At 38.4% G+C, this 22,777-nt stretch carries 20 protein-coding genes, 2 pseudogenes and 1 riboswitch; of the genes and pseudogenes, 8 read left to right on the top strand and 14 right to left on the bottom strand.

Annotation, left to right across the window (positions count from 1 at the left end; translation table 11 throughout):
* Window positions 1-117 (top strand): annotated as a pseudogene (locus tag EPJ89_RS08085) (IS30 family transposase); the annotation flags it as partial.
* 218 nt (window positions 118-335) lie between these two features.
* On the top strand, window positions 336-3,932 hold the full coding sequence (locus tag EPJ89_RS08080) for an exo-alpha-sialidase (protein WP_244660820.1): 3,597 nt from the start codon (window positions 336-338) through the stop codon (window positions 3,930-3,932).
* A 79-nt stretch (window positions 3,933-4,011) separates the two neighbouring features.
* Here EPJ89_RS08080 and EPJ89_RS08075 read toward each other — a convergent pair whose 3' ends face one another.
* From EPJ89_RS08075 to EPJ89_RS08025, 11 genes are all read right to left on the bottom strand, one after another.
* Window positions 4,012-5,475 (bottom strand): DEAD/DEAH box helicase, encoded by a 1,464-nt coding sequence (locus tag EPJ89_RS08075; RefSeq protein WP_161636987.1) that lies wholly within the window; start codon window positions 5,473-5,475, stop codon window positions 4,012-4,014.
* A gap of 136 nt (window positions 5,476-5,611) precedes the next feature.
* Window positions 5,612-6,892: a GTPase HflX gene (gene hflX, locus EPJ89_RS08070; protein ID WP_200542518.1), complete on the bottom strand. Its 1,281-nt coding sequence runs from the start codon at window positions 6,890-6,892 to the stop codon at window positions 5,612-5,614.
* Window positions 6,893-6,971: 79 nt separating this feature from the next.
* Window positions 6,972-7,739, bottom strand: a complete 768-nt coding sequence (locus EPJ89_RS08065; RefSeq protein WP_161636985.1) for an ABC transporter ATP-binding protein — start codon at window positions 7,737-7,739, stop codon at window positions 6,972-6,974.
* Window positions 7,723-8,688, bottom strand: coding sequence for an ABC transporter substrate-binding protein (locus tag EPJ89_RS08060; RefSeq protein WP_161636984.1), 966 nt, complete (start codon window positions 8,686-8,688; stop codon window positions 7,723-7,725). The genes EPJ89_RS08065 and EPJ89_RS08060 overlap by 17 nt, the downstream gene beginning before the upstream one ends.
* The gene (locus tag EPJ89_RS08055) at window positions 8,685-9,506 is read right to left on the bottom strand and encodes an ABC transporter permease (RefSeq protein WP_237558293.1); all 822 of its coding nucleotides are present in this window, start codon (window positions 9,504-9,506) and stop codon (window positions 8,685-8,687) included. Before EPJ89_RS08055 ends, EPJ89_RS08060 begins: the two co-directional genes overlap by 4 nt.
* Window positions 9,448-9,744: a thiamine-binding protein gene (locus tag EPJ89_RS08050; protein WP_013852597.1), complete on the bottom strand. Its 297-nt coding sequence runs from the start codon at window positions 9,742-9,744 to the stop codon at window positions 9,448-9,450. The genes EPJ89_RS08055 and EPJ89_RS08050 overlap by 59 nt, the downstream gene beginning before the upstream one ends.
* Before the next feature lie 69 nt (window positions 9,745-9,813).
* Window positions 9,814-9,935, bottom strand: a riboswitch (TPP riboswitch).
* 133 nt (window positions 9,936-10,068) lie between these two features.
* Entirely contained in the window at window positions 10,069-10,413 is a 345-nt protein-coding gene (locus EPJ89_RS08045) for a hypothetical protein (protein ID WP_125164145.1), read from the bottom strand.
* Between the two features lie 166 nt (window positions 10,414-10,579).
* Window positions 10,580-11,935: a hypothetical protein gene (locus tag EPJ89_RS08040; protein ID WP_200549467.1), complete on the bottom strand. Its 1,356-nt coding sequence runs from the start codon at window positions 11,933-11,935 to the stop codon at window positions 10,580-10,582.
* A gap of 11 nt (window positions 11,936-11,946) precedes the next feature.
* Window positions 11,947-12,627 (bottom strand): hypothetical protein, encoded by a 681-nt coding sequence (locus EPJ89_RS08035; protein ID WP_200549465.1) that lies wholly within the window; start codon window positions 12,625-12,627, stop codon window positions 11,947-11,949.
* Window positions 12,620-13,126: a hypothetical protein gene (locus EPJ89_RS08030; protein ID WP_161636981.1), complete on the bottom strand. Its 507-nt coding sequence runs from the start codon at window positions 13,124-13,126 to the stop codon at window positions 12,620-12,622. The genes EPJ89_RS08035 and EPJ89_RS08030 overlap by 8 nt, the downstream gene beginning before the upstream one ends.
* A gap of 114 nt (window positions 13,127-13,240) precedes the next feature.
* Window positions 13,241-13,702, bottom strand: coding sequence for a hypothetical protein (locus tag EPJ89_RS08025; protein WP_161636980.1), 462 nt, complete (start codon window positions 13,700-13,702; stop codon window positions 13,241-13,243).
* Window positions 13,703-13,856: 154 nt separating this feature from the next.
* Between EPJ89_RS08025 and EPJ89_RS08020 the strand changes: the two genes are divergently transcribed.
* Window positions 13,857-15,032 (top strand): SIS domain-containing protein, encoded by a 1,176-nt coding sequence (locus EPJ89_RS08020; RefSeq protein WP_161636979.1) that lies wholly within the window; start codon window positions 13,857-13,859, stop codon window positions 15,030-15,032.
* Window positions 15,033-15,470 carry a PTS galactosamine/N-acetylgalactosamine transporter subunit IIA gene (agaF, locus tag EPJ89_RS08015; protein WP_125164140.1) on the top strand — a complete coding sequence of 146 codons (438 nt, stop codon included), beginning with the start codon at window positions 15,033-15,035 and terminating at the stop codon, window positions 15,468-15,470. It begins immediately after the preceding gene.
* A gap of 57 nt (window positions 15,471-15,527) precedes the next feature.
* Here agaF and EPJ89_RS08010 read toward each other — a convergent pair whose 3' ends face one another.
* Entirely contained in the window at window positions 15,528-16,718 is a 1,191-nt protein-coding gene (locus EPJ89_RS08010) for an AraC family transcriptional regulator (RefSeq protein WP_161636978.1), read from the bottom strand.
* 194 nt (window positions 16,719-16,912) lie between these two features.
* Here EPJ89_RS08010 and agaV point away from each other — a divergent pair, with 194 nt between their 5' ends.
* The 4 genes from agaV (at window position 16,913) to EPJ89_RS07990 (ending at window position 21,171) form a co-directional block, all read left to right on the top strand.
* A complete protein-coding gene (gene agaV / locus EPJ89_RS08005) occupies window positions 16,913-17,389 on the top strand; it encodes a PTS N-acetylgalactosamine transporter subunit IIB (protein WP_161636977.1) in 477 nt (158 codons plus the stop codon).
* 19 nt (window positions 17,390-17,408) lie between these two features.
* The gene (locus tag EPJ89_RS08000; RefSeq protein ID WP_161636976.1) at window positions 17,409-18,215 is read left to right on the top strand and encodes a PTS mannose/fructose/sorbose/N-acetylgalactosamine transporter subunit IIC; all 807 of its coding nucleotides are present in this window, start codon (window positions 17,409-17,411) and stop codon (window positions 18,213-18,215) included.
* Window positions 18,205-19,125 carry a PTS system mannose/fructose/sorbose family transporter subunit IID gene (locus tag EPJ89_RS07995; protein WP_125164136.1) on the top strand — a complete coding sequence of 307 codons (921 nt, stop codon included), beginning with the start codon at window positions 18,205-18,207 and terminating at the stop codon, window positions 19,123-19,125. Before EPJ89_RS08000 ends, EPJ89_RS07995 begins: the two co-directional genes overlap by 11 nt.
* Before the next feature lie 165 nt (window positions 19,126-19,290).
* Entirely contained in the window at window positions 19,291-21,171 is a 1,881-nt protein-coding gene (locus EPJ89_RS07990; RefSeq protein ID WP_200549463.1) for an LPXTG cell wall anchor domain-containing protein, read from the top strand.
* Between the two features lie 35 nt (window positions 21,172-21,206).
* Here the strand turns inward: EPJ89_RS07990 and EPJ89_RS07985 are convergent, their stop codons facing one another.
* Both EPJ89_RS07985 and EPJ89_RS07980 read right to left on the bottom strand, forming a co-directional pair.
* Window positions 21,207-22,508 (bottom strand): class II D-tagatose-bisphosphate aldolase, non-catalytic subunit, encoded by a 1,302-nt coding sequence (locus EPJ89_RS07985; RefSeq protein WP_200549461.1) that lies wholly within the window; start codon window positions 22,506-22,508, stop codon window positions 21,207-21,209.
* 150 nt (window positions 22,509-22,658) lie between these two features.
* Window positions 22,659-22,777 (bottom strand): annotated as a pseudogene (locus tag EPJ89_RS07980) (IS30 family transposase); the annotation flags it as partial.

The following is a 22,777-nucleotide window of genomic DNA, read 5'->3' as shown; positions in this document are numbered from 1 at the left end:
CAATATCTTGATGATATTTGCTTCAAAATTAACTCAATGCCGCGAAAAATATTTGACTTCAAAACGGCCTATGAGATAGACTTTAATAAAAGTAAAAGTGGTGCGGTTGAGATTTGATAAAAGAAAAGGAGCGCTAAGCTCCTTTTTTTGGTAATCATTTTCGTTAAATACACAATCTTAATGCTTATTTTCGACCCTTTAAAAAACTCATTTTCGTGAATATGAAATTTTGTAAATTGTTTTGGACATGATGAAAAAAGATGCTATAATGTCGATGAATGAAGCGCTTACATTTGAATCATCCATACATTACTTATATGAGAGGGGTATTTAATTTGAAGAAAATAAGTAACATTTTCGTCGTGCTTCTTACACTTGTATTGGGTATAAGTCTTTACCCAAGTTCTATCTTTGCTATGAATGATCTAAATCTTAATGACCTACACTTAAAGGGAGAAGGTGCTGATATTTCCGACCATTTATCACACATCAAAGAATTTAACCAAGGTTCCCTAACCTTACGTTTCCGTTCTGAATCACTATCCAGTGATCTTACTTCACTGTTTTCAATATCAAACGCAAATTTGGAAAACAACTATTTCGCTCTTTACTATCAAAACAGTACCGGTAAGCTTGGCATTGAATTCAGAGATGAAACCGGAAAACATATTATTAATACTTCGGGCACAAGTACCCAACTTGCCAACGCAAACTGGCACACCGTTACCGTCCTTAATCATGGTAATCGTGTAGAAATTTATGCAGATGGACTCTTACTTGCATCCCAAGATGATATAGATTTCACGAAAATCCAATCCATACCTTGGAATCGTATGAAACTGGGTGGCGTTGCCCGCTTAAAAGGTGAAAACTTATGGCCTTTTAGTGGAAAGATTGCTTCATTAAACCTAACCCACGACATCCTCGATGTTGATACCATTAAAACATTACATTCCGATACCGCTTCAACCGTTGATCCATCAACTTCAGAAGCAATTGAGCTCTATGCACCGGGACAAGATGGCAGTAAAAACTACCGCATTCCAAGTCTTCTCACAACTCAAGATGGGACTGTCTTAGCTGCGATTGATAAACGTATTACCCATCAAGCAGACTGGGGAAATATCGATATCGCAATCCGTAGAAGTCAAGACAGTGGTAAAACATGGTCTGATACCCAAGTGATTATTGATTTAAAATCAGACCCAAATGTTTCCCAGGAAAATGTGAATACAAACTATCAAAGTTCCGCATTCCTTATTGATGCGGCAATGGCACAAGATAAACGAAATGGCCGTATTTATCTTTTAGTTGATATGTTCCCAGAATCACGTGGATTCTTTAGTGTTCAAAATGAAGACCAGGACTTTGGTCAACCTTATGTAACCAAAGAAGACGGTACGTATATTGTTCTAAAAGGTACTGATGGCAAGAAATACTACGCAAAAGCCGATGGGACCGTATTTGATTTAAATACGGATATCATCACGAATTATCGCGTTGTCTTAGAATCTGAGAAAGGCATGCCTTTCAATGATCTTGGAGATATTTATGAGGGCGATACATATGTGGGAAATATCTACCTTAAGAAAAGTCCCCTACGCATCCGTCAAACGGCTTATCTATGGTTAACCCATTCGGATGATGACGGTCAAACCTGGTCATCGCCTCATGATATTACACCACAAGTCAAAGCAGATTGGATGCAGTTCATAGGAACGGGTCCTGGCGTTGGCATTCAACTTGAAAATGGCGAACTCGCTTTCCCGATTTACCATACAAACCGTCATGGCGGTAATTCTCAATCCACATCCATGATCAAAAGTGCCGATGGTATTACGTGGCATAAAACGGAATCCCTCAACGATAACCGTAACTTTAACGGTCAAGTTTTAAATTCCGAAACCTTAAATAATGGGGGTGCCCTGGTCACCGAATCCCAAGTGGTCCAACTTAATAACGGTACCCTGAAACAATTTGCGCGAAATGTTTCCGGAAAAGTTCTGGTAGGTACATCTTATGATAATGGAGAAACCTGGGAGAATGATCTTGAAACGCTTCCCATTACCGATGTTTACTCACAAATGTCGGCCTTACATTATAACCATGAAGGTAACGAGTATATCTTACTTGCAAATCCAAATGGTCCTAAACGAACCAATGGGGCAGTAAAGCTGCTTCAAGTTTTAGAAGGTGAACGACTCGTTCTGCTCTCCAATACGCATATGCAAAGTGGAAATTATGAGTACAATGTGGTTCAACCACTTCCTGATGGACATTTTGGTTTAATGTACGAACATAAAAAACCTGAAAACGGGGATAATATGTCGATGATGTTTAAACGTTTCTCGTTTGAAGATTTAGGTGTTAAAGATACCTCAAGTTTAAATCTTGATATTCAGGATACCTTCCTTGAAATAAAATCGGATAAGGCTTTAATTCCTAGCTCAAACTTAACGTTAACGTATAATACACATCAAACATCAACACCAAAACGTGTTGATGCGAACACAATACGCTTTAACTTAACAGAACCCATCACCATTCTCAATGGCTTTACTGAAGGCTATCTTGAAACACTTGATGGGAAAGCACTCAATATTGCGAATAAACACGGTCTTGATGCAGCACTCGAAACACTTAAGGACCTTGATTTTGAAAACCTTGCACCAAGTGTAAAAGATGCAGCGGATCAACTGATTACCAAAGCAGAACTCTTAAGTGATAATCCCTTTACCATTGGTGATTTCATCCAACAAATCCATGCAATGATTGATGCGATTGATCCAACCTACATTCCAAACTCAATGTTTGATGTAACGGCATCAAGTCAAGAAGATGAAAAAGGGAACACACTCGTTGAAGGTCCTATCGGCTTAGCCTTTGATGGCGATCCAAGTACCTTCTGGCACTCCAAATGGGGCGATAAGAACCCGCCATTTGATGTAACGATTTCATTCCATCATGAGATGGTTGTGAATGCCTTGACCTATCTACCACGTCAAGATGGAACGATCAATGGTGTCGTCACAGAATATCAAATCTTAGGTAAATTGGGTGATGCACCGCTTCAGGTTCTCACTGAAGGCACTCTCGATACAAATCTTTCAAAGAAAACCATTACGTTTGAGGATGCTCATGTGGATACACTAGTTTTTAAAGTCGTGAAAGGTCTTGAAAACTATGGAAATGCTGCGGAAATTACCCTGCATGGAAAAACATATCGTGCACCTCTCGATTATTCAAGCTTAAATCACGTTCTTGAAACACTTGAAAGCTACGATCAAAGCCTTTATACCGAAGCAAGTTTTAAACCATTACTTGAATTAAAAGAAAAAGCCTATGAGCTTCTTGATAACTCAGAAACAACACAGGAAATAATTGATGAAATGGTTCAAAACCTCAATGAATTGATCAACAATCTCGAGTTAAGTAACTACACTTTAGATTCATTACGTTTAAAAATTCAAGAGGTTGAGGATTACATGAATACCCTTGATCTGTCTCTTTATACAGAGACAAGTGTGCAGACTGTATATGATGCGTTGGAGTCTGCGAAAGCACTGCTTCAAACACCACGCTTCAGTTTTAGAAGTCTCTTCAAAGCTTCTACACCAAATGAAGCGAAGATTAAAGAAGCCATTGAAGCCTTGGACTCAGCCGTTAGAGGTTTAAGCAAACGTGAGGTTGAAACAGAGGAACCATCAAATCCTGATGAAAGCATCACACCTCCGATTGTAGATCCAAAACCGGATACGGATTCTCAAAAACCCGAAACTCCCGATAGCACAACTGAAGGTGATGTTCAAACAACACCGACAGACAAAACCGATGCAACACTTCCTAAAACAGGAAAAGCTGTTTCTGGATTTGTCGGACTTGGAATGCTTGTATCCCTTTGCGGATTTGTGATTTTTAAACGCAAACAATAATTTTTTATCGCTAACGTCTCTTTTTTAGAAAAAAAACTGTAGCTGCCTCCTTTAAGGTGCAGCTACAGTTTTTATTTTTTTATAAGAGGCGTTCGTATTCCGTTTTATTGGCACGGTTTACTTTACGAGGTCTCCCCTTAATGGGCATTGTTTTAAGTGCTTTTAAAACAAGGTCTCCTTTACCATTAAGAATCTCCACAAAGGTTGAAACATCGACAATACTGATAACCCCAATGTCTTCTGCATTCATACCTTCAATGGAACACAATGCACCCACAATATCGACCGGTCTCATTTTTGTTTTCTTACCTGCGTTAATATGAATTTTGGTGATTTCTTGTTTAAAGTCATGCGCTTTATCTTTTTTGACTTTAGGTTTGCGATCACGTTTGGCTTCAAATGCATCACGCCGTGCATCCACAAGGCTTTGACTTGGTTTCACAACTTTTTGAAGTTCATGATCCGTTTCATTAATAATTAAATTCATAAATTTCATTTCGTAGGGACTAGCGAAGGTTACGGCTTTACCATATTTATCCACACGTGCGGTACGGCCCACGCGGTGTGTATAGCTTTCCGTATTTTCAGGAACATCGAAGTTCACCACGAGTGAAACATCATCAATATCCAATCCACGTGCTGCCACATCCGTAGCCACAAGATAACGGAAAAGACCATGTTTAAAGTCCGCTAGGACTTTGGTTCGAAAACGTTGTTCCATCCCACCATGAAGGGTATCTACCTTGCACCCTAAGTCTTCCATAAAATCAGTCACGGATTCTACTTGTTCTTTGGTATTGCAGAAGATGATTGAACTATCTGGATTTTCCGTTATGAGTACGGATTCAAGTAACGCCATTTTATCGGGATAATCGACAATATAGTAACGTTCATCAATACGGTCTTCAACACGACTTTCTGTTTCGATATCAATCCACTGCGGATTTTTTATGTAAAGCGTACAGAGATCTTTAACGCGTTCTGGCATGGTTGCGGAAAAGAGTAATTTTTGACTCTTTTTGGGAATACGGTTAATAATACTTGTAATTTGATCAATAAAGCCCATATTAAACATTTCGTCAGCTTCATCAATAACTAATGTTTCAATATGCGAAAGATCCACGGTTTCTCTGGCCATATGGTCTAATAAACGACCAGGCGTTGCGACAAGGATGTGGGTCATTTCTTTTAAACGCTGTGCCTGTTTCTCAAATGAACTGCGCCCAAATAACGCTTCAACCTTTAAGCGTTTAAAACGACCAAGATTAAATAAATCTTCTTGGATTTGGATGACAAGTTCACGCGTCGGTGCTAACACTAAAACTTGGGGCTTACGTTTTGCCCAATCAACCTGATGACAAATAGGAATCCCAAATGAAGCGGTTTTTCCACTACCTGTTTGTGATTGCACAACAATATTTTTCCCACTTAATACAGCAGGAATCACTTCTTGTTGAACATCAGTTGGGGCATCATAGCCCAAATACTGAATTGACTTTAGAATTGAGTCATCAATTCCATAATTTTTAAATGTATGTTTCACGATATCATCTCTTTTCTATGCATGGTTATTCTAAACCGAATTCACCATACCGATTGGACATGTGTGAAAGTGCTTTTTCATTATACACTATCTCAGTACAAAGTGGTTAATGAGCATCCAAAAACACACACATCTTTTAGATTATATATTTTTTATAACGATTTTGATCTGATTCACGAATGACAGCTCGAAATTCTGCCCCTTTTTCCGTATAATTTAAACCAATGATTTCATAGTTGGAGGCAATCGCATCTAAGATTCCAAGATCCGCAAACGGGATTTCAAAACTTACTTTCTTAAAACTTGATTCCAGTTCAACTTCAATCGCATCAACCAGTCGATCTATGTCTTCCATGTCGAGGGCACTGATGTACATACGATTTCCAAATTCACTTTGATAGTAGACAATATCTTGATCCATTGCCTGGTCCATCTTGTTAAAGACGGTAATGATTTTACGATCCAGCACATCCAAATCGCGAAGCATTTTATACGTTGTATCCATTTGAATGTTTAAGTCAGGATTGGACGCATCCACCACATGAATAATTAGATCTGAATACTTAATTTCTTCAAGAGTCCCTTTAAATGCTTCTACAAGTGTATGGGGTAATTTTGATACAAACCCTACGGTATCCGTAAGAATGACATTCAGTCCATTATTAAGACGGGCTTTACGCAAGGAGGGCTCTAAGGTCGCAAAGAGCATATCCTTCACAAACACATGTTTATCGTTTGCTTGGGGATCACCATTGGTTAAAATTGCGTTCATTAAGGTTGATTTACCCGCATTGGTATATCCAACAAATGAGATAATTGGAAGATTTGAATTTAACCGTTTACTACGGGTAATTTCACGGTTTTCTTCAGATTTGGTTAAGGCATTTTGGACGTGAAGAATCTCCCGTTGGATGTGGCGTCGATCCAATTCAAGTTTTTGTTCACCGGGACCCCGTGTCCCAATGCCACCACCAGTACGAGATAAATAATCACTATACCCAATTAAGCGCGGTAAACGATATTTTAGTTGCGCAAGTTTTACTTGAAGTTTCCCTTCGGCCGTGGTTGCACGCAAAGCGAAAATATCAAGGATTAAATTGGTTCGATCAACAATCTTACAACCAATTAAACTTTCCAGATTTCGAATCTGTGATCCACTGAGTTCATCATTGAACACCACAGTATCGGCATCATAGGTTGCGACTGCACGCATCACTTCTTCAATTTTCCCAATTCCAATATAGGTCGCACTTTCAGGGCGATCTCGGTTTTGCGTAATCTGATAAACAACCGTTCCCTCAGCCGCTTCAACCAAATCCCCCAATTCAATCATGGATGAATCCAAGTCAAAATCTTTTTTCCCAAAATCCACGCCAACTAAAACGACGCGTTCTTTAATTGTTTTTGTATCTAACATGCATATCCTCAACCTTCTCTTATCAATATAACAAGTTTTATGAAAAAGATACACACTTATCCGTGTGTATCTTTTGGGTCTATTCTGATTTGGTATCGTTTAAGTGAGCTTTAATGATCCGTTTATAATTTATAAATGCATCCGTTAACAAAAAGTCTTCATTTCGAGGTTTGGGCGTATCAATGATTAATTCATACGTAATTTTCCCCGGTTTTCCACTTAAGACATAAATACGATCCGAAAGGAGTATCGCTTCATCAATGTCATGCGTTATAAAAAATGTGGACAGATTTAACTGACTCATGATATCCAAGTACCATGTTTGCATTTGATGTTTGGTAATTGTATCCAATGCGCTAAACGGTTCATCCAATAAAGCAACATCATCTGAGAATAAGAATGTTCTCAGAAATGCGACACGTTGTCGCATTCCACCCGATAATTGGGCAGGATACAGATGATCCGTTCCCTCTAAGCCAAAGGTCGCGAAATATTTTAGAGCCGCTTCACGGCTTTCTATTTTGCTCTTACCTTGAATCCGCAACGGCAATGCCGCATTATCAATGACCGTCTTATAAGGCAACAATAAATCCTTTTGAAGCATATACGAAACATGACCCGTCGTCCCTGTAATATCCTGTTTATGTAAAGATACGGAACCCTTATCAGGGTGAAGAAGTCCTGCAATCACATTAAATAATGTCGTCTTGCCAACACCACTTTCTCCCAAGATGCATACAACTTCACCTTGATTTAACGTCACCGAAACATCATCCAAGACACGCTTTGATCCATAAGCCATGGAAACATGTTCAAGCACTAAAACAGGTTTAGTTGAGATAGTCATTGGTAAATCCTACATTCTCAGCAATGGGCATATCAATTAATTGATTATCATAAAGCCATGCGTAGAATTGATTCCAGCGCGCACCATCAAAGGTACCCCACTTCGTAACTTCAGCTTTATATTCTTTCGCAAGAAAATGTTGGCTTGCCTTAATCAAATCAAGATCAAGTTCCGGTACATGTTTCACAAGAATCTCCGCTGCTTCATCAGGATTTTCAATCGCAAACTCATACCCTTCTTCTAAGGCTTTTAAAACTTTCTTTGCTTCTTCCCCATTTTCTTCCAAATAAGCATTATTCGCAATCAAGACGGGACTGTAGAAGTCAAGTTCTTGGCCATAATCCGCAAAGTTTAAAAAATGTGTATCCAAACCGGCTTGTTGGATGGCCATGCCATCCCATGCTTTAAAAATCCAGACTGCATCAATATCTGTTTGGAGTGCTGATACCACATCCGTAACGGTATTTGGAACCATTTTAATATCCTCATAATTCCCACCATCATCCGTTACAATTTTACGAATAATCGCTTGTTCGATCGGTGAATCCCATGTGGCATACGTATGTCCAGCCATTTTACGGGGTGCATCAATGCCTTTTTCTTTTAATGAAACAATACCTGACGTATTGTGTTGAATTAAAGCTGCTACCGCAGTAATTGGGAGTGGATGTTCACTTGCCAGTGCCGGTGCCATGGTATCTTGGAAACTAATACCAAATTCTGCACCCCCTGCTCCAATTAACGATGTTGTAGATCCTTCAGGCGGTTGTACAATCTCCACCTCAAGACCTTGCGCTTTAAAGAATCCCTTTTCCTGAGCTACATAGAGCCCAGTATGATTCGTATTTGGGGTCCAATCCAATACAATCCGAACCGGCTTGGACGACTTAGCGCCACATCCCGTTAAAAGTAACCCCAAAACCAATATCCCCATTAATTTCTTTTTCATGAATTATTTGCTCCATCTCTTTGTAAGGTTTCCGCATCAAGCCATGGCTGAGCTCGTTTTTGTAACCACGAAACAAGTCCCATTAATACCAAGCTTAAGAAAGATATAAAGAAAATTACGGCAAACATCTTATCAAACGAATACGATTTCCGTACACGCGTCATATAAACGCCCAATCCACTATATCCCCCCAACCATTCCGCAATGACCGCACCGATTAAAGAATACGATACTGAAATTTTTAAACTGGAAAAGAAATAAGGTAAGGCATGTGGAAATTTTATATGACGAAAAGTTTGAAAGGTATTTGCTCCCATTGATTTCATTAAGTTTAAAGCATCCTTATCACAGGACTGAAATCCATTCATACATCCCATTGTAATGGGGAAAAACGACGTTAAAATGATTAACGTAATTTTTGGAAGTAATCCATAACCCATCCAAAGTACTAAAAGGGGCGCTAATGCAACCGTGGGAATTGTCTGTGTCAAGATAATCAACGGATAAAACATTTTATGAAACCATGAAACATGATCCATAATGACCGCAAAGATAAATCCTAACAAAATCCCAAATGTTAATCCTAAAAAAGCTTCTAAGAGCGTTGTTTTCGCATGATACATAAGTAAACTAAAATCATTATTAAATGCTTTCACGACATCACTGGGAGCGGGTAACATAAACCGTGGAATCACTCCAAGTGATGAAAGACCTTGCCATAATACCAACAATCCAACAATTGCGGATACGGACAATAATCTATTTTTGATGTTTTGTGATTTTTTCATCAATGGTGAGAATGTGCGCTGTTGGCGCATAAGCAATCTTTACATATGCTGATACTTTATCGGCACCTGCCTTAACCGCAATGAGTTGACAGTTCTTAACAATTTCCATCAATTCATCATAATCCCCTTCTATCGATGTTTCAAACGGTCCGACAACATAGTTTAGACCCGTTTGCGCAATATATGCGATCACCTCATCCACAATACGAATTGTTTCTTCATTTGATGTTGTATTCGGTAAAATTTGAATTGCGACACTTGCGTTCATATGAACCTCCTTATAATATAAAAAACCTCTTCTCGTACGAAAAGAGGTATACACGTTTACTCAAAAAAAAGTATGCGATTAATACATCCCTCCGCCAGTATTAGCTGGATCAGGTACAAAGCTTAAAGCTTAGAGTTTAAAACGTAACCGTTTATTCTCAGCCCGAAATACGAGCACCCCTTGTACGAATTCAATTTTCTTAGTCTCTATCAGAAACTAACCCCATTATACTAAACCCACACTAATATGCAATCAAAAGACAAAAAAAATATAACCTGGCACTGGTTATATTTTCACAAGCAATTACGATTATGTATAAAGCACTCAGATGTGGTTTGCATCACGAGCAAGAAACAGTAACACTGGAGATATGAATGCAAGAACGCTTGTTAACCCGAATAACAGCGAATCATAGGGTGTTAATGTTATCGCTTTATAAACATTGTTGTAATATAAGAAAGCTGTAAACACATTTAATACAGCGTTAAGATAGAGCAATCTCTCATCACTCACTTCATGCTTTAAATTAAATATTTGTGTTGTCGCAAATACAAGAATCACCAAAAACGTTACGATACCCGTTACGGTCAAAAGTAAGTCTGGATGAATCACGGTTCGTGTAAGAACAATGAGCGTAAATGCAATAAACACGGCATAATAGTTTTTCATAAAATCCCCCTAACTATATGCATGTTTAGCTCTCTACACAGATTATACACAAACTACACAAATATAGCAAGCGCTTACATTAAAGAAGTGAATGCAAATACTAAAAGCGAGAACGTAAAAGGACTGTCACACACTCTGACAGTCCTAATTCAAACTCTAAAGCCGCTTATTGGGCCTCACACTTAAAATTATTTGCTTGCAATTCATTTAATACTTTTTCAACGGTAGCACCATCTTGATAAGGTGACATCAACAACATTGCATCCCGATCAAGACTCCCATCACGAAGCACCATATTGGTATAACCGTAATTATCTGCAAAATGCGCAACATCATTGCCGCGGATGCGATCAAAGCTATAAATAAACATCAAACTTCCTTTTGAATACCCATGTTTATTAAAGTAATCGACCGCATTCACATTATTTTGAGTATCGGCTGCATAACATGCATACTCTAATTTAAAATTAGTATACGTATCCGGATGTTTCGCATAATCTGCTTTGATTTTGCTTAATGCAAGATTTTGTAACTCTTTATATTCCTTCACATCATCCATGCTTGCATAAACATCACTCAGGCCTTCAACTTTAACGGTTGTTTGTTCCTCAGAAATTTTAACTTTATGTTGATTCATGGCAGCCATTGCTTCTTTATTAAAGGTTGCCTTGACGGTGATTTCCTCACCATTCACAAGATTTTTATCTTTAGAGAACGTTAAGGTTGTCCCTTCCACAATCGTTTGGAGATATGCCTCTTCAACATCTAAATTCGTATCATAGGCAGCAGTCCCACTTCCGTCCATACCTTCAAATTTAAATGTGAATTGTTCGAAAAGATTAAATTGCTCGGAATCATATAAACCTTTAACCACGACCTCTTTCTCCAAATGATCAAGACGGTACTTATGGGTTTTGAGAAGCTTATCTGTCAATTCTGATTTCTCAACCGTTAATTTAATCCGGTTTCCATTCGATAGCCCTTCTTGAGGACTCAAGTTATACGTTAAGCTCTCATAGATTTCTTTTTGATCAGGATTGTTGATGGCATCCAAATCCACTTCAAATGTAGCCGTTCCTTTTGTATCAACACCCTCAAATTCAACACTTACATATTTAAATGCGTCCAAAGGTTGTCCACTAAACTTCAGTTTCCAGACCGCAAACCCACCACCGCATGCGACAATTAAAACTAATAAGGCGATTAACGCATTGCGTTTATGCTTTGATTTTTTATGTTTTGTCTTGATGTGCTTATCAGAACGTTTTGGTTTTGACGTTTTGACCACAGTTTCTTCAACTGATTTTGGGGATGTTTCCACAACATAAACAGTTTCGATAACGTCATCCGGTTTTGATTCCACCTCATCGAGTATGTCATCAAGATCGTCGATGATTTCGTCTTCTTCATGGTTCGTTTCGATTTCTTCCAATTCTTCGAGTCGTTTTGCCTCTGCATCAAGCTCTGCGGCTTTCGCATCAACTTCATCAAGAATGTCATCCAATTCATCTTTTTCTTCCATCTGTATGCCTCCTACGCTTGTACTTTCACAAGAACTAATTCATCTTGTTTCACAAAGACCACGATAAATGCAATCACTGTCAGAAGACAAATGACCGCGGTAATTTTTCCTAAGACTAGTGAAAACATAAGTTTTAAAACTAAATTAAATGAGCTCGCACTCATCAAGACAAAAATACCCATAAGCGCATTCATTAAACCCAGACCACTCATCCATAAAACCAATTTACGGCTGAGGTAATACTTAGCATGTGCGTTTTCATTGCGCTCGATCATACGAATCACAAGCATCGATACAAAAAGTAAAATGCTGAGGATAATCCAAATCAAAGGACTCCCTTGATCAAACATACTCGTCATCTTCCCAAAACTACGATTACTCATCATCACCACACCCAAACTTACGACAGAAAGGCCTGTAAGTAAGGTCGCAAAAAATTGGGTACTGAATCCTGCTGTTGATGTCTCAAGAGGTTGTTCCAGTTCTTCAACTTGGGGCATTTCATCCACACCATCATTTTCGGGTTGGTTTTCATAAAGTGCTGCATAATGGTTTGCTACTGAAGCAACAACCTTCGCATATTTTTGGGGTGAAACCTTTGGTTTAATGTCACGTCGTAACTGATCCAACGCTTCATCCAACGATTCCACATGTTCGAGTTTTAACCGTTCTAATTGTTTTGAATTAAGCATGATAGGTTACCTCGCGTTCCATCACAATTCGTGAATTTTGTTTATAAGCATGAATCAGACCCAAGACTAAACCTAATACCGCGATTACACCCCATGCAATAATACGGTATACCGATTGTGTTGGTTCAGCGATTTCAAAAATCTTTGTAATTTTATTGACATTAACTAAAGTTAAAAAGTAAAACAGCGTCCCAACCAAACTGTAAATACGATTTAGATCCCCACGCTTTTCTTTAAAAGCGATAGAATCCCAAACCATCAACAAACCCACACAAATTGAGGCAACCATCAAAAGCGAAACCATGACTTTCGTCTTCATTACATTGCCGGCAAAGCGTTCAATATGGGTCATGGCATCAAAGATATTTCCAAATGTCATTTGCGCTAATACCAATAAGAGCACTGCTCCACCTAAAAGCACTGCTGGTCCCCATTTATAAATTATAGTTCCAAAATTTCCCTTTGTTTTAAGTCGATATTCTTCAATCATTGTTTGCATACAATACCTCCTTGTCGGTCTTTACTCTTCTATCTTAGCACAAAGCATACCCAGGCTAGATTATTGACTTGGGTTTTCATGGATAATTCATAAGAAAAAAGGTGCATCGCACCTTTAAATTTTGTCATTTCGATTTGAAATATATTGAATGATATAAACAAGTGCCACAATCACCCCAATACCACCAAGGCCTCCTAAAAACCATCGATACGATTGTACACTTGGTTCATTAAACGCTAAATAGAGTAATAAAATCGCTAAAACACCATACAACGCACTATTAAGAAGCATATTGGATGAAGCAACCGTTTTGTGTTTAACTTGTGCCAATGCGACCCGTTGACATTTTTTTAGAAAATCAAAACGATAACGAAGTTCCGCAATAATAGCAAAGCCGCCTGCCAATAAAAGGCTGAGGTATGGTGGAACGTTAAAACTGAGAAGAAAAATCCCCATCATAATCGCAATGACATAGCGATTGCGATAAAAAACAACCTGTTTTTCTTGATTTTTATTCACTCGGTACACATCACGTGTTAGAAAATCAGTAAATGTATTTTTTTGGTTTTCGCTCATAATTGACTCCTTTTTCTTTATTGTACTGTAAACAATTTCGAATTCACTTGTCTTTTTTAACGAGGTTTTTGTATCTTTAACCAATTTGGTTGAGGTCCCCTCACCGCTTACCTATAATGACAGTGAACAATGAAAGATAGGAGACATACACACTATGTTTAACAACAACGAACAAACTTGGAAGGATCTCAAAGCGTTTGATACTGCAAATGAAATCCACCAACAACCGCAAACGTGGGATAAAACATACCACATTATTCTAGAACGTCGTCAAGAAATCCAAAATTTTATTAATCAAGTGATTAATGAAAAAGAATACGATGTAATCTTTACTGGAGCAGGTACCAGTGAATTTGTAGGAAATGCACTCGCACCTGTACTCGTTAAAGAGTTTAATTCAAACTTTAAATCCATCGCAACAACGGATATCGTAGCAACACCAGCGCTCTTTATTGATCCTGTGAAACCTACATTACTTGTATCCTTTGGTCGTTCCGGTAACTCACCTGAATCCATTGCAGCGGTAGATGTTGTGAATGAAATCAATAAAAATGCGAAACACTTAGTGATTACCTGTAATCATGAAGGAAAGCTTGCACTACGTGATGATGAAAACATCTTCTCAATCAAATTACCAAAAGAAACAAATGACCTCTCATTCGCAATGACAAGCAGTTTCTCAAACATGTTCCTTGCTGCGTTCTTGGCTTTCAACACTGACAACCTTGAAGCACTCTACCCTTCAATTAAAGACATTATCCGTGTGGGTTATGCATTTAATGAAGAAGGCTATAAAGTCGCAATGGAACTTGTAGAAAACTTTAAATTTGATCGTATTGTTTATCTTGGCGATGCAGATCAAAACGGTTTTGCTCAAGAATCCGCATTAAAAATGCTTGAACTGACTGCAGGTGAAGTTGTGACAATGCATAACTCACCACTTGGTTTCCGTCATGGACCTAAATCAATTGTAAATGGTACAACCCTGACAGTAGTCTACATGAAAGAAGATCCTTACACACGTCAATATCAAGTTGATATTATTAAGGAAATGAGTCCTCAACGTAATGGAAACCAAATCATGGTTGTAGATACAATGAACGACGATACAATTCGTGAACTCGTTGATGTTTATGTTTCAATTAACTATAATGAAGATACAAACAAAGATTTAGTTGGACTTAATATGGTGATGTATGCACAAGTACTTTCACTTTACAAATCGCTTGATTTAGATAAGTCACCGGATAATCCATGGCCATCAGGACTTGTAAACCGTGTCGTACAAGGTGTTATTATTTATCCATATTCCTACGAGGAGGAAAAATAGATGATTGGTATTGTCGTAACAGGACACGGACGTTTTGCGGAAGGTTTAACGTCTGCTGTAGAATTAATCGCTGGGAAACAACCCTCATATGAATCCGTACTCTTTTTAGAAGAAAAAGGACCTGAGGCGTTGTCTGAAGACTTAAAAGTTGCAATCAACAACGTTAACACTGGAGATGGTGTTCTTGTCTTTACAGACTTAAAAGGTGGAACACCGTTTAAAGAAGCCGTCATGATTGCGACACAACAAGAAAACGTGGAAGTTCTCACAGGAACCAATTTATCCATGTTACTTGAAGCCAGTCTTATGAGACTTGGTGAACCATTACTCCATGATTTCGCTTTATCATTAAGCGAGACCGGAGCATCGCAAGTCGATCTCTTTGACATCGCAGACTTACAACGCGATGATGATCTTGAAGATGGCGATGGCATCTAATCATTAAATCGAATTTGATAATCTTTCAAAGCTTATCAAATCAAATAAAAATACCAGCTAATCATCGCTGGTATTTTTATTGTATAAGGACTGCGCATACTCGGTGGGAGACAAGCCGAATTGTTTTTTAAACTTACGCGAGAAATAGTGAATTGAACTAAAACCTAAACGCATCGCTACCTCAGTAATGGGTAAGTTTTCTTCTAAAATCATGACTTGTGCTCGCATCATCTTAATGTCATTTATATACTGCTTTGGAGGCATATCCATGTTTTTCTTAAACAAAACCTGTAAACTTGAACGACTGATCGCAAAATGATCGCATAAATCCTCGACTGATATGGGTTCACAAATATTATTTAAGATATACTTGTTGATCTCATTAACCAACTCATTTTCAAAATTCGCTTGAATGGGATTGGAGTTCAAATGCTGTGTATGATTTGGACTGTCATACTGGATGACTAAGATAATCAATTCTTGGAGGTATGAAATCATTAAATCTCGTGAATACGGCACATTATATGTTTCTAAAATCGTTGAATGTTTAATAAAACTATTAAACAAATTATACATTTCTTGCGTACACGTAAAGACCTTATTCTTAATGTGATCAATATCATGCACATTGATATTCATGTCAAACATGATTGTTAAGTAAGAACATGATTTATCGCCCGCAATGCGCTGTTTATGAAATTGATTTGGGAAGTATAACATCATGCTTTGACTTTCAAGCGTGAATTCTTTGCCATCAATTTCCGTCACCAACTCCCCCGTATCCACATACGTAATTTCCCAATAGAAATGGGATTCTCCCGAAAAATGATAGTTTTTTCCCTTTACACTGTAATAATAGGAAAAAATATCTGTTACATAAAATTTAGGACGAATGGGTAGGTAACCAACTTCTTGTTCATTCTCGTAATGATGTACCGCGTAAACACCGTCCGATTGAATGGATTCTTCAATCACAGCACTTTGGGTAAGCGGAATTACGGTATAAGGAATATCTGGGTTTAATCGTGCAATCCGATGGATTACAAACTGTTCCGGATCGCCAGAAGGATCTAAAATCACAACCAATGCAATCCCTTCTAGAACTTCAAGGGTCACGGGTGCTGATACCGATTTTAAATATTTAGGAACCTTTCCTTCTACAAAGAATCGATGAACTTTATAGTTTGAAGGGTGATCTTGTACTTGTCCATACTTCAAGAATTGTGGGCTTGTCGTTTTTAAATACATAGTTTCTCCTTTTTTATTACGAATATTCTAATTTAATCATAAGATATTCTTGTTCTTATTGTGTGATAAGCAAACGAGTAAACACAAAAGTGCAAAACAAGTATAAAATTGTGCAAATATTATTTGTGAATGATAGGGTACACTTACAATATAAGAGCGCTTACATCTCTTATGGCAGAAGGAGGAGAGTTTAGATGCCTAATATTGTATTAACACGAATTGACAATCGATTAATTCATGGTCAGGTCGCAACACAATGGTGTTCCGCAATCGGAGCCAACTTAATTCTTGTTGCAAATGACGAAGTAGCATCAAATAAAATGCGTCAAGGTTTAATGGATATGGCTGCACCAAGTTATGCAACCACACGCTATTGGACTTTGCAAAAGACAATCGAAACAATTCATAAGGCTTCAGACAAACAAAAGATTTTTATTGTTTGCGAAAGCCCTGCTGACGTATTAACACTTGTGGAGGGTGGTGTTCCCATTACGAAAGTCAATATTGGAAACATGCATATGTCAGAAGGAAAACGTCAAGTAGCACAAGTTGTTGCTGTTGATGATCATGATGTGGAAGCATTTAGACGATTGAAAGAACTGGGTGTTGAACTTGAAATACGAAAAGTTCCAACCGAAAGTGCTGAAAACATCGATAAATTATTTCAATAATATATAGGAGGAAAGAATTATGAATAGTTTTTCAATTATTCAATACTTGCTCGTATTCATCGTTACATTTATTGTTGCGATTGATCAATTCAGTTTCCTTGAATCGCTATACCAACCAATCGTTGTTGGTCCCGTTGTCGGAGCGATTTTGGGAGATATGAAAACCGGGCTTGTTGTTGGGGGAACATATCAATTAATTCAAATTGGTAGTATGCCTGTTGGGGGAGCACAACCACCAAATGCAGTTATTGGTGGAATCATGGCAACAATCTTTGCAGTTTCCATGCCAAGTGTTGATCCAAGTGCCGCTGTGGGGATGGCGGTTCCATTTGCACTACTAGGTCAATATGCTGTAACAACAGCCTTTACCTTAATGTCACCTTTAATGAAGAAAGCGGATGAGGCAGCAAAAGCTGCGAATCCAAAAGCCATTGAACAAATCAACTATATCGGAATGGGTTTAATCGGGCTTCTCTTTGCAGTAATCATTATGGTAGGTATGAAACTTGGTGTTTCCTTTAGTGGAGCAATCGTTGATTGGTCATCCAATAACAGTTGGTTTATGGCTGGTCTTGCAGCGGGTGGTAAAATGATGCGTTATGTCGGATTCGCAATTCTTATGAAGATTATGCTTTCCGGAGAACTCTGGGGATTCTTCTTCCTTGGATTTGCATTCGCTACGATTATCAGTAAAGTTCCAGGACTTGGTGGTTCCGCATTGCTTATTATCGCAATGATTGGTACCGCAATCGCAATCTACGATTTCCAAACAAATACAAAACTACGTGACTTAACAGCAGGTGGAGGTGATGAAGATGGAATCTAATACATATAAAGATCTCAATCCAGCGCAACAACTGGATAAGAAAACATTAAATAAAATGGTTTGGCGTTCACTCTTCTTACAATCATCGTTCAACTATGAACGTATGCAAGCAGGTGGATGGCTCTACGGTATTTTACCTGGACTTGAGAAAATTCATACAGACAAAGATGATCTCTCAGCATCCATGGAACATAACTTAGAGTTCTTTAATACGCACCCATTCCTTGTTACGTTTGTAATGGGTATTGTGCTTTCACTTGAACAACAAAAAGCTGATATTCCAACCATTCGTGCCGTACGTGTTGCGGCTATGGGACCACTTGGTGGTATTGGGGATGCGCTCTTCTGGTTAACATTAGTACCAATTACGGCGGGACTTACTGCTAACATGGCAATTAATGGAAGTTTAATGGGACCAATCTTATTCCTCTTAATCTTCAATATTGCGCAATTTGCAGTTCGTTACTTCTTAATGCATAAATCGTATGAGCTTGGTACAAACGCTGTATCACTCTTTACAGAAAACGCGAAAGAGTTTACACGTGCCGCAAGCATTCTCGGTGTATTTATTGTTGGGGCACTTGTATCAAACTATGGTGCTACATCCCTACGTATTTCAATTGATCAAGGTGGTGGGGCCTTTATTAACTTCCAAGAAGTCTTGGATGGTATCTTGCCTCAATTGATTCCGTTAATTATTACACTGATGCTCTTTGTACTTGTTAAGAAACACAACTGGACCCCTACAAAATGTATTGGATTATTACTTGTAATGGGTCTTGTAGGTACTGCATTTGGTATTTGGGCTGAAGACTCGGGTGCACTTGATGCAAACGGTAATCCAATCCAAGGTGGTTATACACCAATTGTGGAATGGTATAAATTACCGACACCGAAAGAAGCAAAATAATCAGAAAATCAGGGATGCTCGCATCCCTTTTTTATTTGTCCAGATAATGTAGTTTGTGTAGTTTATGTAGGTTTTATAACATCTATGGTGTTTTTTATGACAGATAACCCATTCCAAACGGACTTGGATTATACAATGGTTCTATCAAAGAATGGAGAACCAGTTATGAAAAAAATCTTACAAAAACTAAGTCTTGGACTTATCACCGCAGTTTTAGTATCGACAACATTTACCGCAGTATCTGCGCAAGAACCAACCATCGTCGAAGATGTCATCATCGACCAAAAATTTGCGCATGCATCCGGACGTGTTGATTCCGACTTTTTCTATTATGAAGTTGTAATCAACAATAACGGGAAAAATACCGAACGCTTTGATGGTTACGACTTTAATGCCAACTTCAGCCTTAAAACCGCTCCTGAGGGACGACGTTTAAAATATGTCACCAATGCAATCGATCATGTCTATTACAAGAAAGATTGGTATGGCGGGGACCGCAAAGCCGCTACTGCGATGGTATGGGATAATGAAGAAGGACAATGGAAAGTACCAAACCCTTGGGTTGATATTGATGGGAATCCATTGGCAACAGTAACACCGGGGAATCCAAATGGCATTCGACTTCGCATGTTTGATACCGGTAAAGGTGCCTTGGCTCTACGTCCGAAATCTGAAACACCCCTCCCTGAAACGGGTCTGTCTGGTCCGTACCAATCCCTTTTGAATGGTGGTTGGAATTTAAAAGAAATCTCATTTAACAGCAAAGACAACAACGTGCTTGCATTTGATTTATTTGATGGCGAAACAAATATCGTAAATAATGGAAAAATCTTTGAAATCAGCCAAGAAAAAGATGAATCATTATGGCCTCATGCCCATGGTGCTTGGCATTCATTTAGCTTCGGTAATTATGTTTACTATGAAGTGGAAAATGATGCAAAGATTTCATATGAGCCTTTAACCATTCAAGATTCTTATAATCTTGATGAATCACTAACACTCAGCACATCAGCATCCATCACCGCACCGGTAACGTTTAAATTAAACTATCAATGGCAAGTAAGTGCCGATAACGATGTCTTTACCGATCTTGAAAACGAAAACGAAGCAACACTTTCACTTCAAGCAACAAAAGACAACGATGGCGCATTCTACCGCCTTGTGATCGGTGTTGATCGTTCAAGCACCGAAGTTACAACAAATGCCGTACAACTCAATGTAAATAAAAACCTTCTCTCATTTAATACACAATTAAGTGATGTTGTAAATCCTGAGTCACAATACCGTTATGCTCAAGAGTCCGTAGGAACCTTACCAACCCTATCTCATGAAACGCATGAGTTTATTGGATGGACTTACGATCAAGAAGGATTACAACCTGTAACAGAAACCGACACGCTTGAAGGGGATACTGTTTTATATGCTTCTTGGAATCGAATCCATGCATTAGAGCTTGTGGTCGATTCAAGCATTGAATACAAACTGGGTACAGTATGTGAAGAAACAGACTTCCTGCGAGATATCAACGCTCATGTGCGTCGTGTGGATGCATCCCGTATGCTTCCACAAATTCAACTAACTTCAAATTTTGATACCGTTGTGAATTTAAACCAACTTGGCAATTATGAAGTTACAGTATCCGTTTCAGATCCCACAACTTATAGTGTTTCCGAACAGAAGGTTATGGTAGGAATTGTGGATGGCGATGTGGAAACACCAACACCATCACTTCCAGAAACAGAAACACCCATTAAACCCAATCCTCGCCCGGAAACAAAACCCGAAGTAAAACCTAACTTACCACAAGGTCCAACACATATACAATCCGAAAACAACCTTGAAGAACGTGTTGAAAATGGAAATATCACAACATCAAAAAATACGGTCTTTGTAATTAATGATAACTCGGGACAGATTCATAGTAATGATGCGGTCGATATGGATTCACTTCCTAATACAGGAATGAATGCGAGTATCAAACCCTTTATCGGTCTTGGTATTGTCGTAGTTGGTATGTTCATGGCGACACGTCGCCGTAAAGACTAAAAAAACCCATTCCAATTGGAATGGGTTTTCTTTAACTAAGCTCCAAGCTCATCAACATGCGTTGCATATTGATAATCATCAAGGTAAAGCTTGATGTAATCTTTAATGAGGGCATCCGCATGATTCTCTACGATACCATCTTTAATACGACGGTATTGGTATGGCATGTATTGTGAGATCAATGTCATTGGAATTTCCACAGCATCTAAGTTTGCAACAAGTTTTGTAATCGCTGCTTGAACTGAAGGTACCGGCAAGTAGTAACGTGCACGATCACTGTAGCTGTATTTACGTTTAATAAAGAGTTCTGCTTCGGTTCCATGGTAATGTTTTTGCCAGTTACCCGGTTGGTCAAGCATTGCTGCTTCTAAAACATCCACAAAGTTTGATGGATCCGTACAGATTTGGCTTTCGATATGTGCAAGGGCAAAGAGTGCTTCACGGTATGCAAACGTTAATGCTGGCCCAACCTTCAAGATTGTGATACCATCTTCAACCATTTCACGTAGATGTGTCGGTGTTTGATAGTCTGTTGAATGACCTTCAAATACAAATGAATCAAATTCACGTTTTAACGTATCTGTAAGTTCTTTTGCATTTTCACGATTGTATTGGAATAAATCCGCATCACCAAACTCAACACCCGGTTGTACAACAATACCAATTACTGAATCAAATACTTTTTCCACATTGGCTGCTTTAAACGTTTCTTGGAATACACGGTATGTTTCTTTAAATGCTTCAGGAGATGTTACTGCTAAAGTATCTTCTTCCTCTTGAGCACCACCTGGAATTGGCACTTCACTACCAATAATAAATGCAGGGAATACTGCTTCGGGATCTTCTTTGAGTAAATCATCATAAGCTTCTAAACAAACTTTTGCCATCATTGCTGAACGACGTGCAATAGTTTCATTTGATAACACTTCTTCAGTGCTATCATCTGCAACACGCATTGATGTATCTAAGTGAATTTTTGTAAAGCCGGCACGAACATAAGCATAGACTAAGTCACATGCATTTTTCATTGCTTCATCTTCATTTAAATCCGTCCATGTTAAAGGACCTAAATGGTCACCACCAAGAATAATGCGTGATTTGTCATATCCAACTTTGTCGGATAATTCATAAACAAACGCTTTAAAATCAGCAGGTTGCATGCCTGTATAACCACCAAATTGATTTACTTGGTTTGCAGTTGCTTCGATTACTACTGAAGAATTGTGTTCTTTTGCGAACTCTAATGTTGCTTCAAGTACGGGTCCGCTTGCCGTACATGCAGAATAAACACCCACAGGACGTTTATTGTTTAATAAAAATAATGGATTTTTTTTCATCTATGTCACCTCTCGAGTATAGATTATCATGTTCAACGTAACAGTGATTTAGTTTAATAAACAATTCAGTTGTACTTTTCGATTTACGTTTGAAAAATGCAAACGAAACATTCGAAAGAAAAAAACGGCCGAAGCCGTTTTATTCTTTTATCAAATCTCAACCGCACCACTTTTACTTTTATTAAAGTCTATCTCATAGGCCGTTTTGAAGTCAAATATTTTTCGCGGCATTGAGTTAATTTTGAAGCAAATATCATCAAGATATTGTT

Source organism: Erysipelothrix sp. strain 2 (EsS2-6-Brazil) (assembly GCF_016617625.1).
Classification (GTDB): Bacteria; Bacillota_I; Bacilli_A; order Erysipelotrichales; family Erysipelotrichaceae; genus Erysipelothrix; species Erysipelothrix piscisicarius.
Note: the sequence above shows the minus strand (reverse complement) of the source record. Positions and strands in the feature narration are given on the sequence as shown.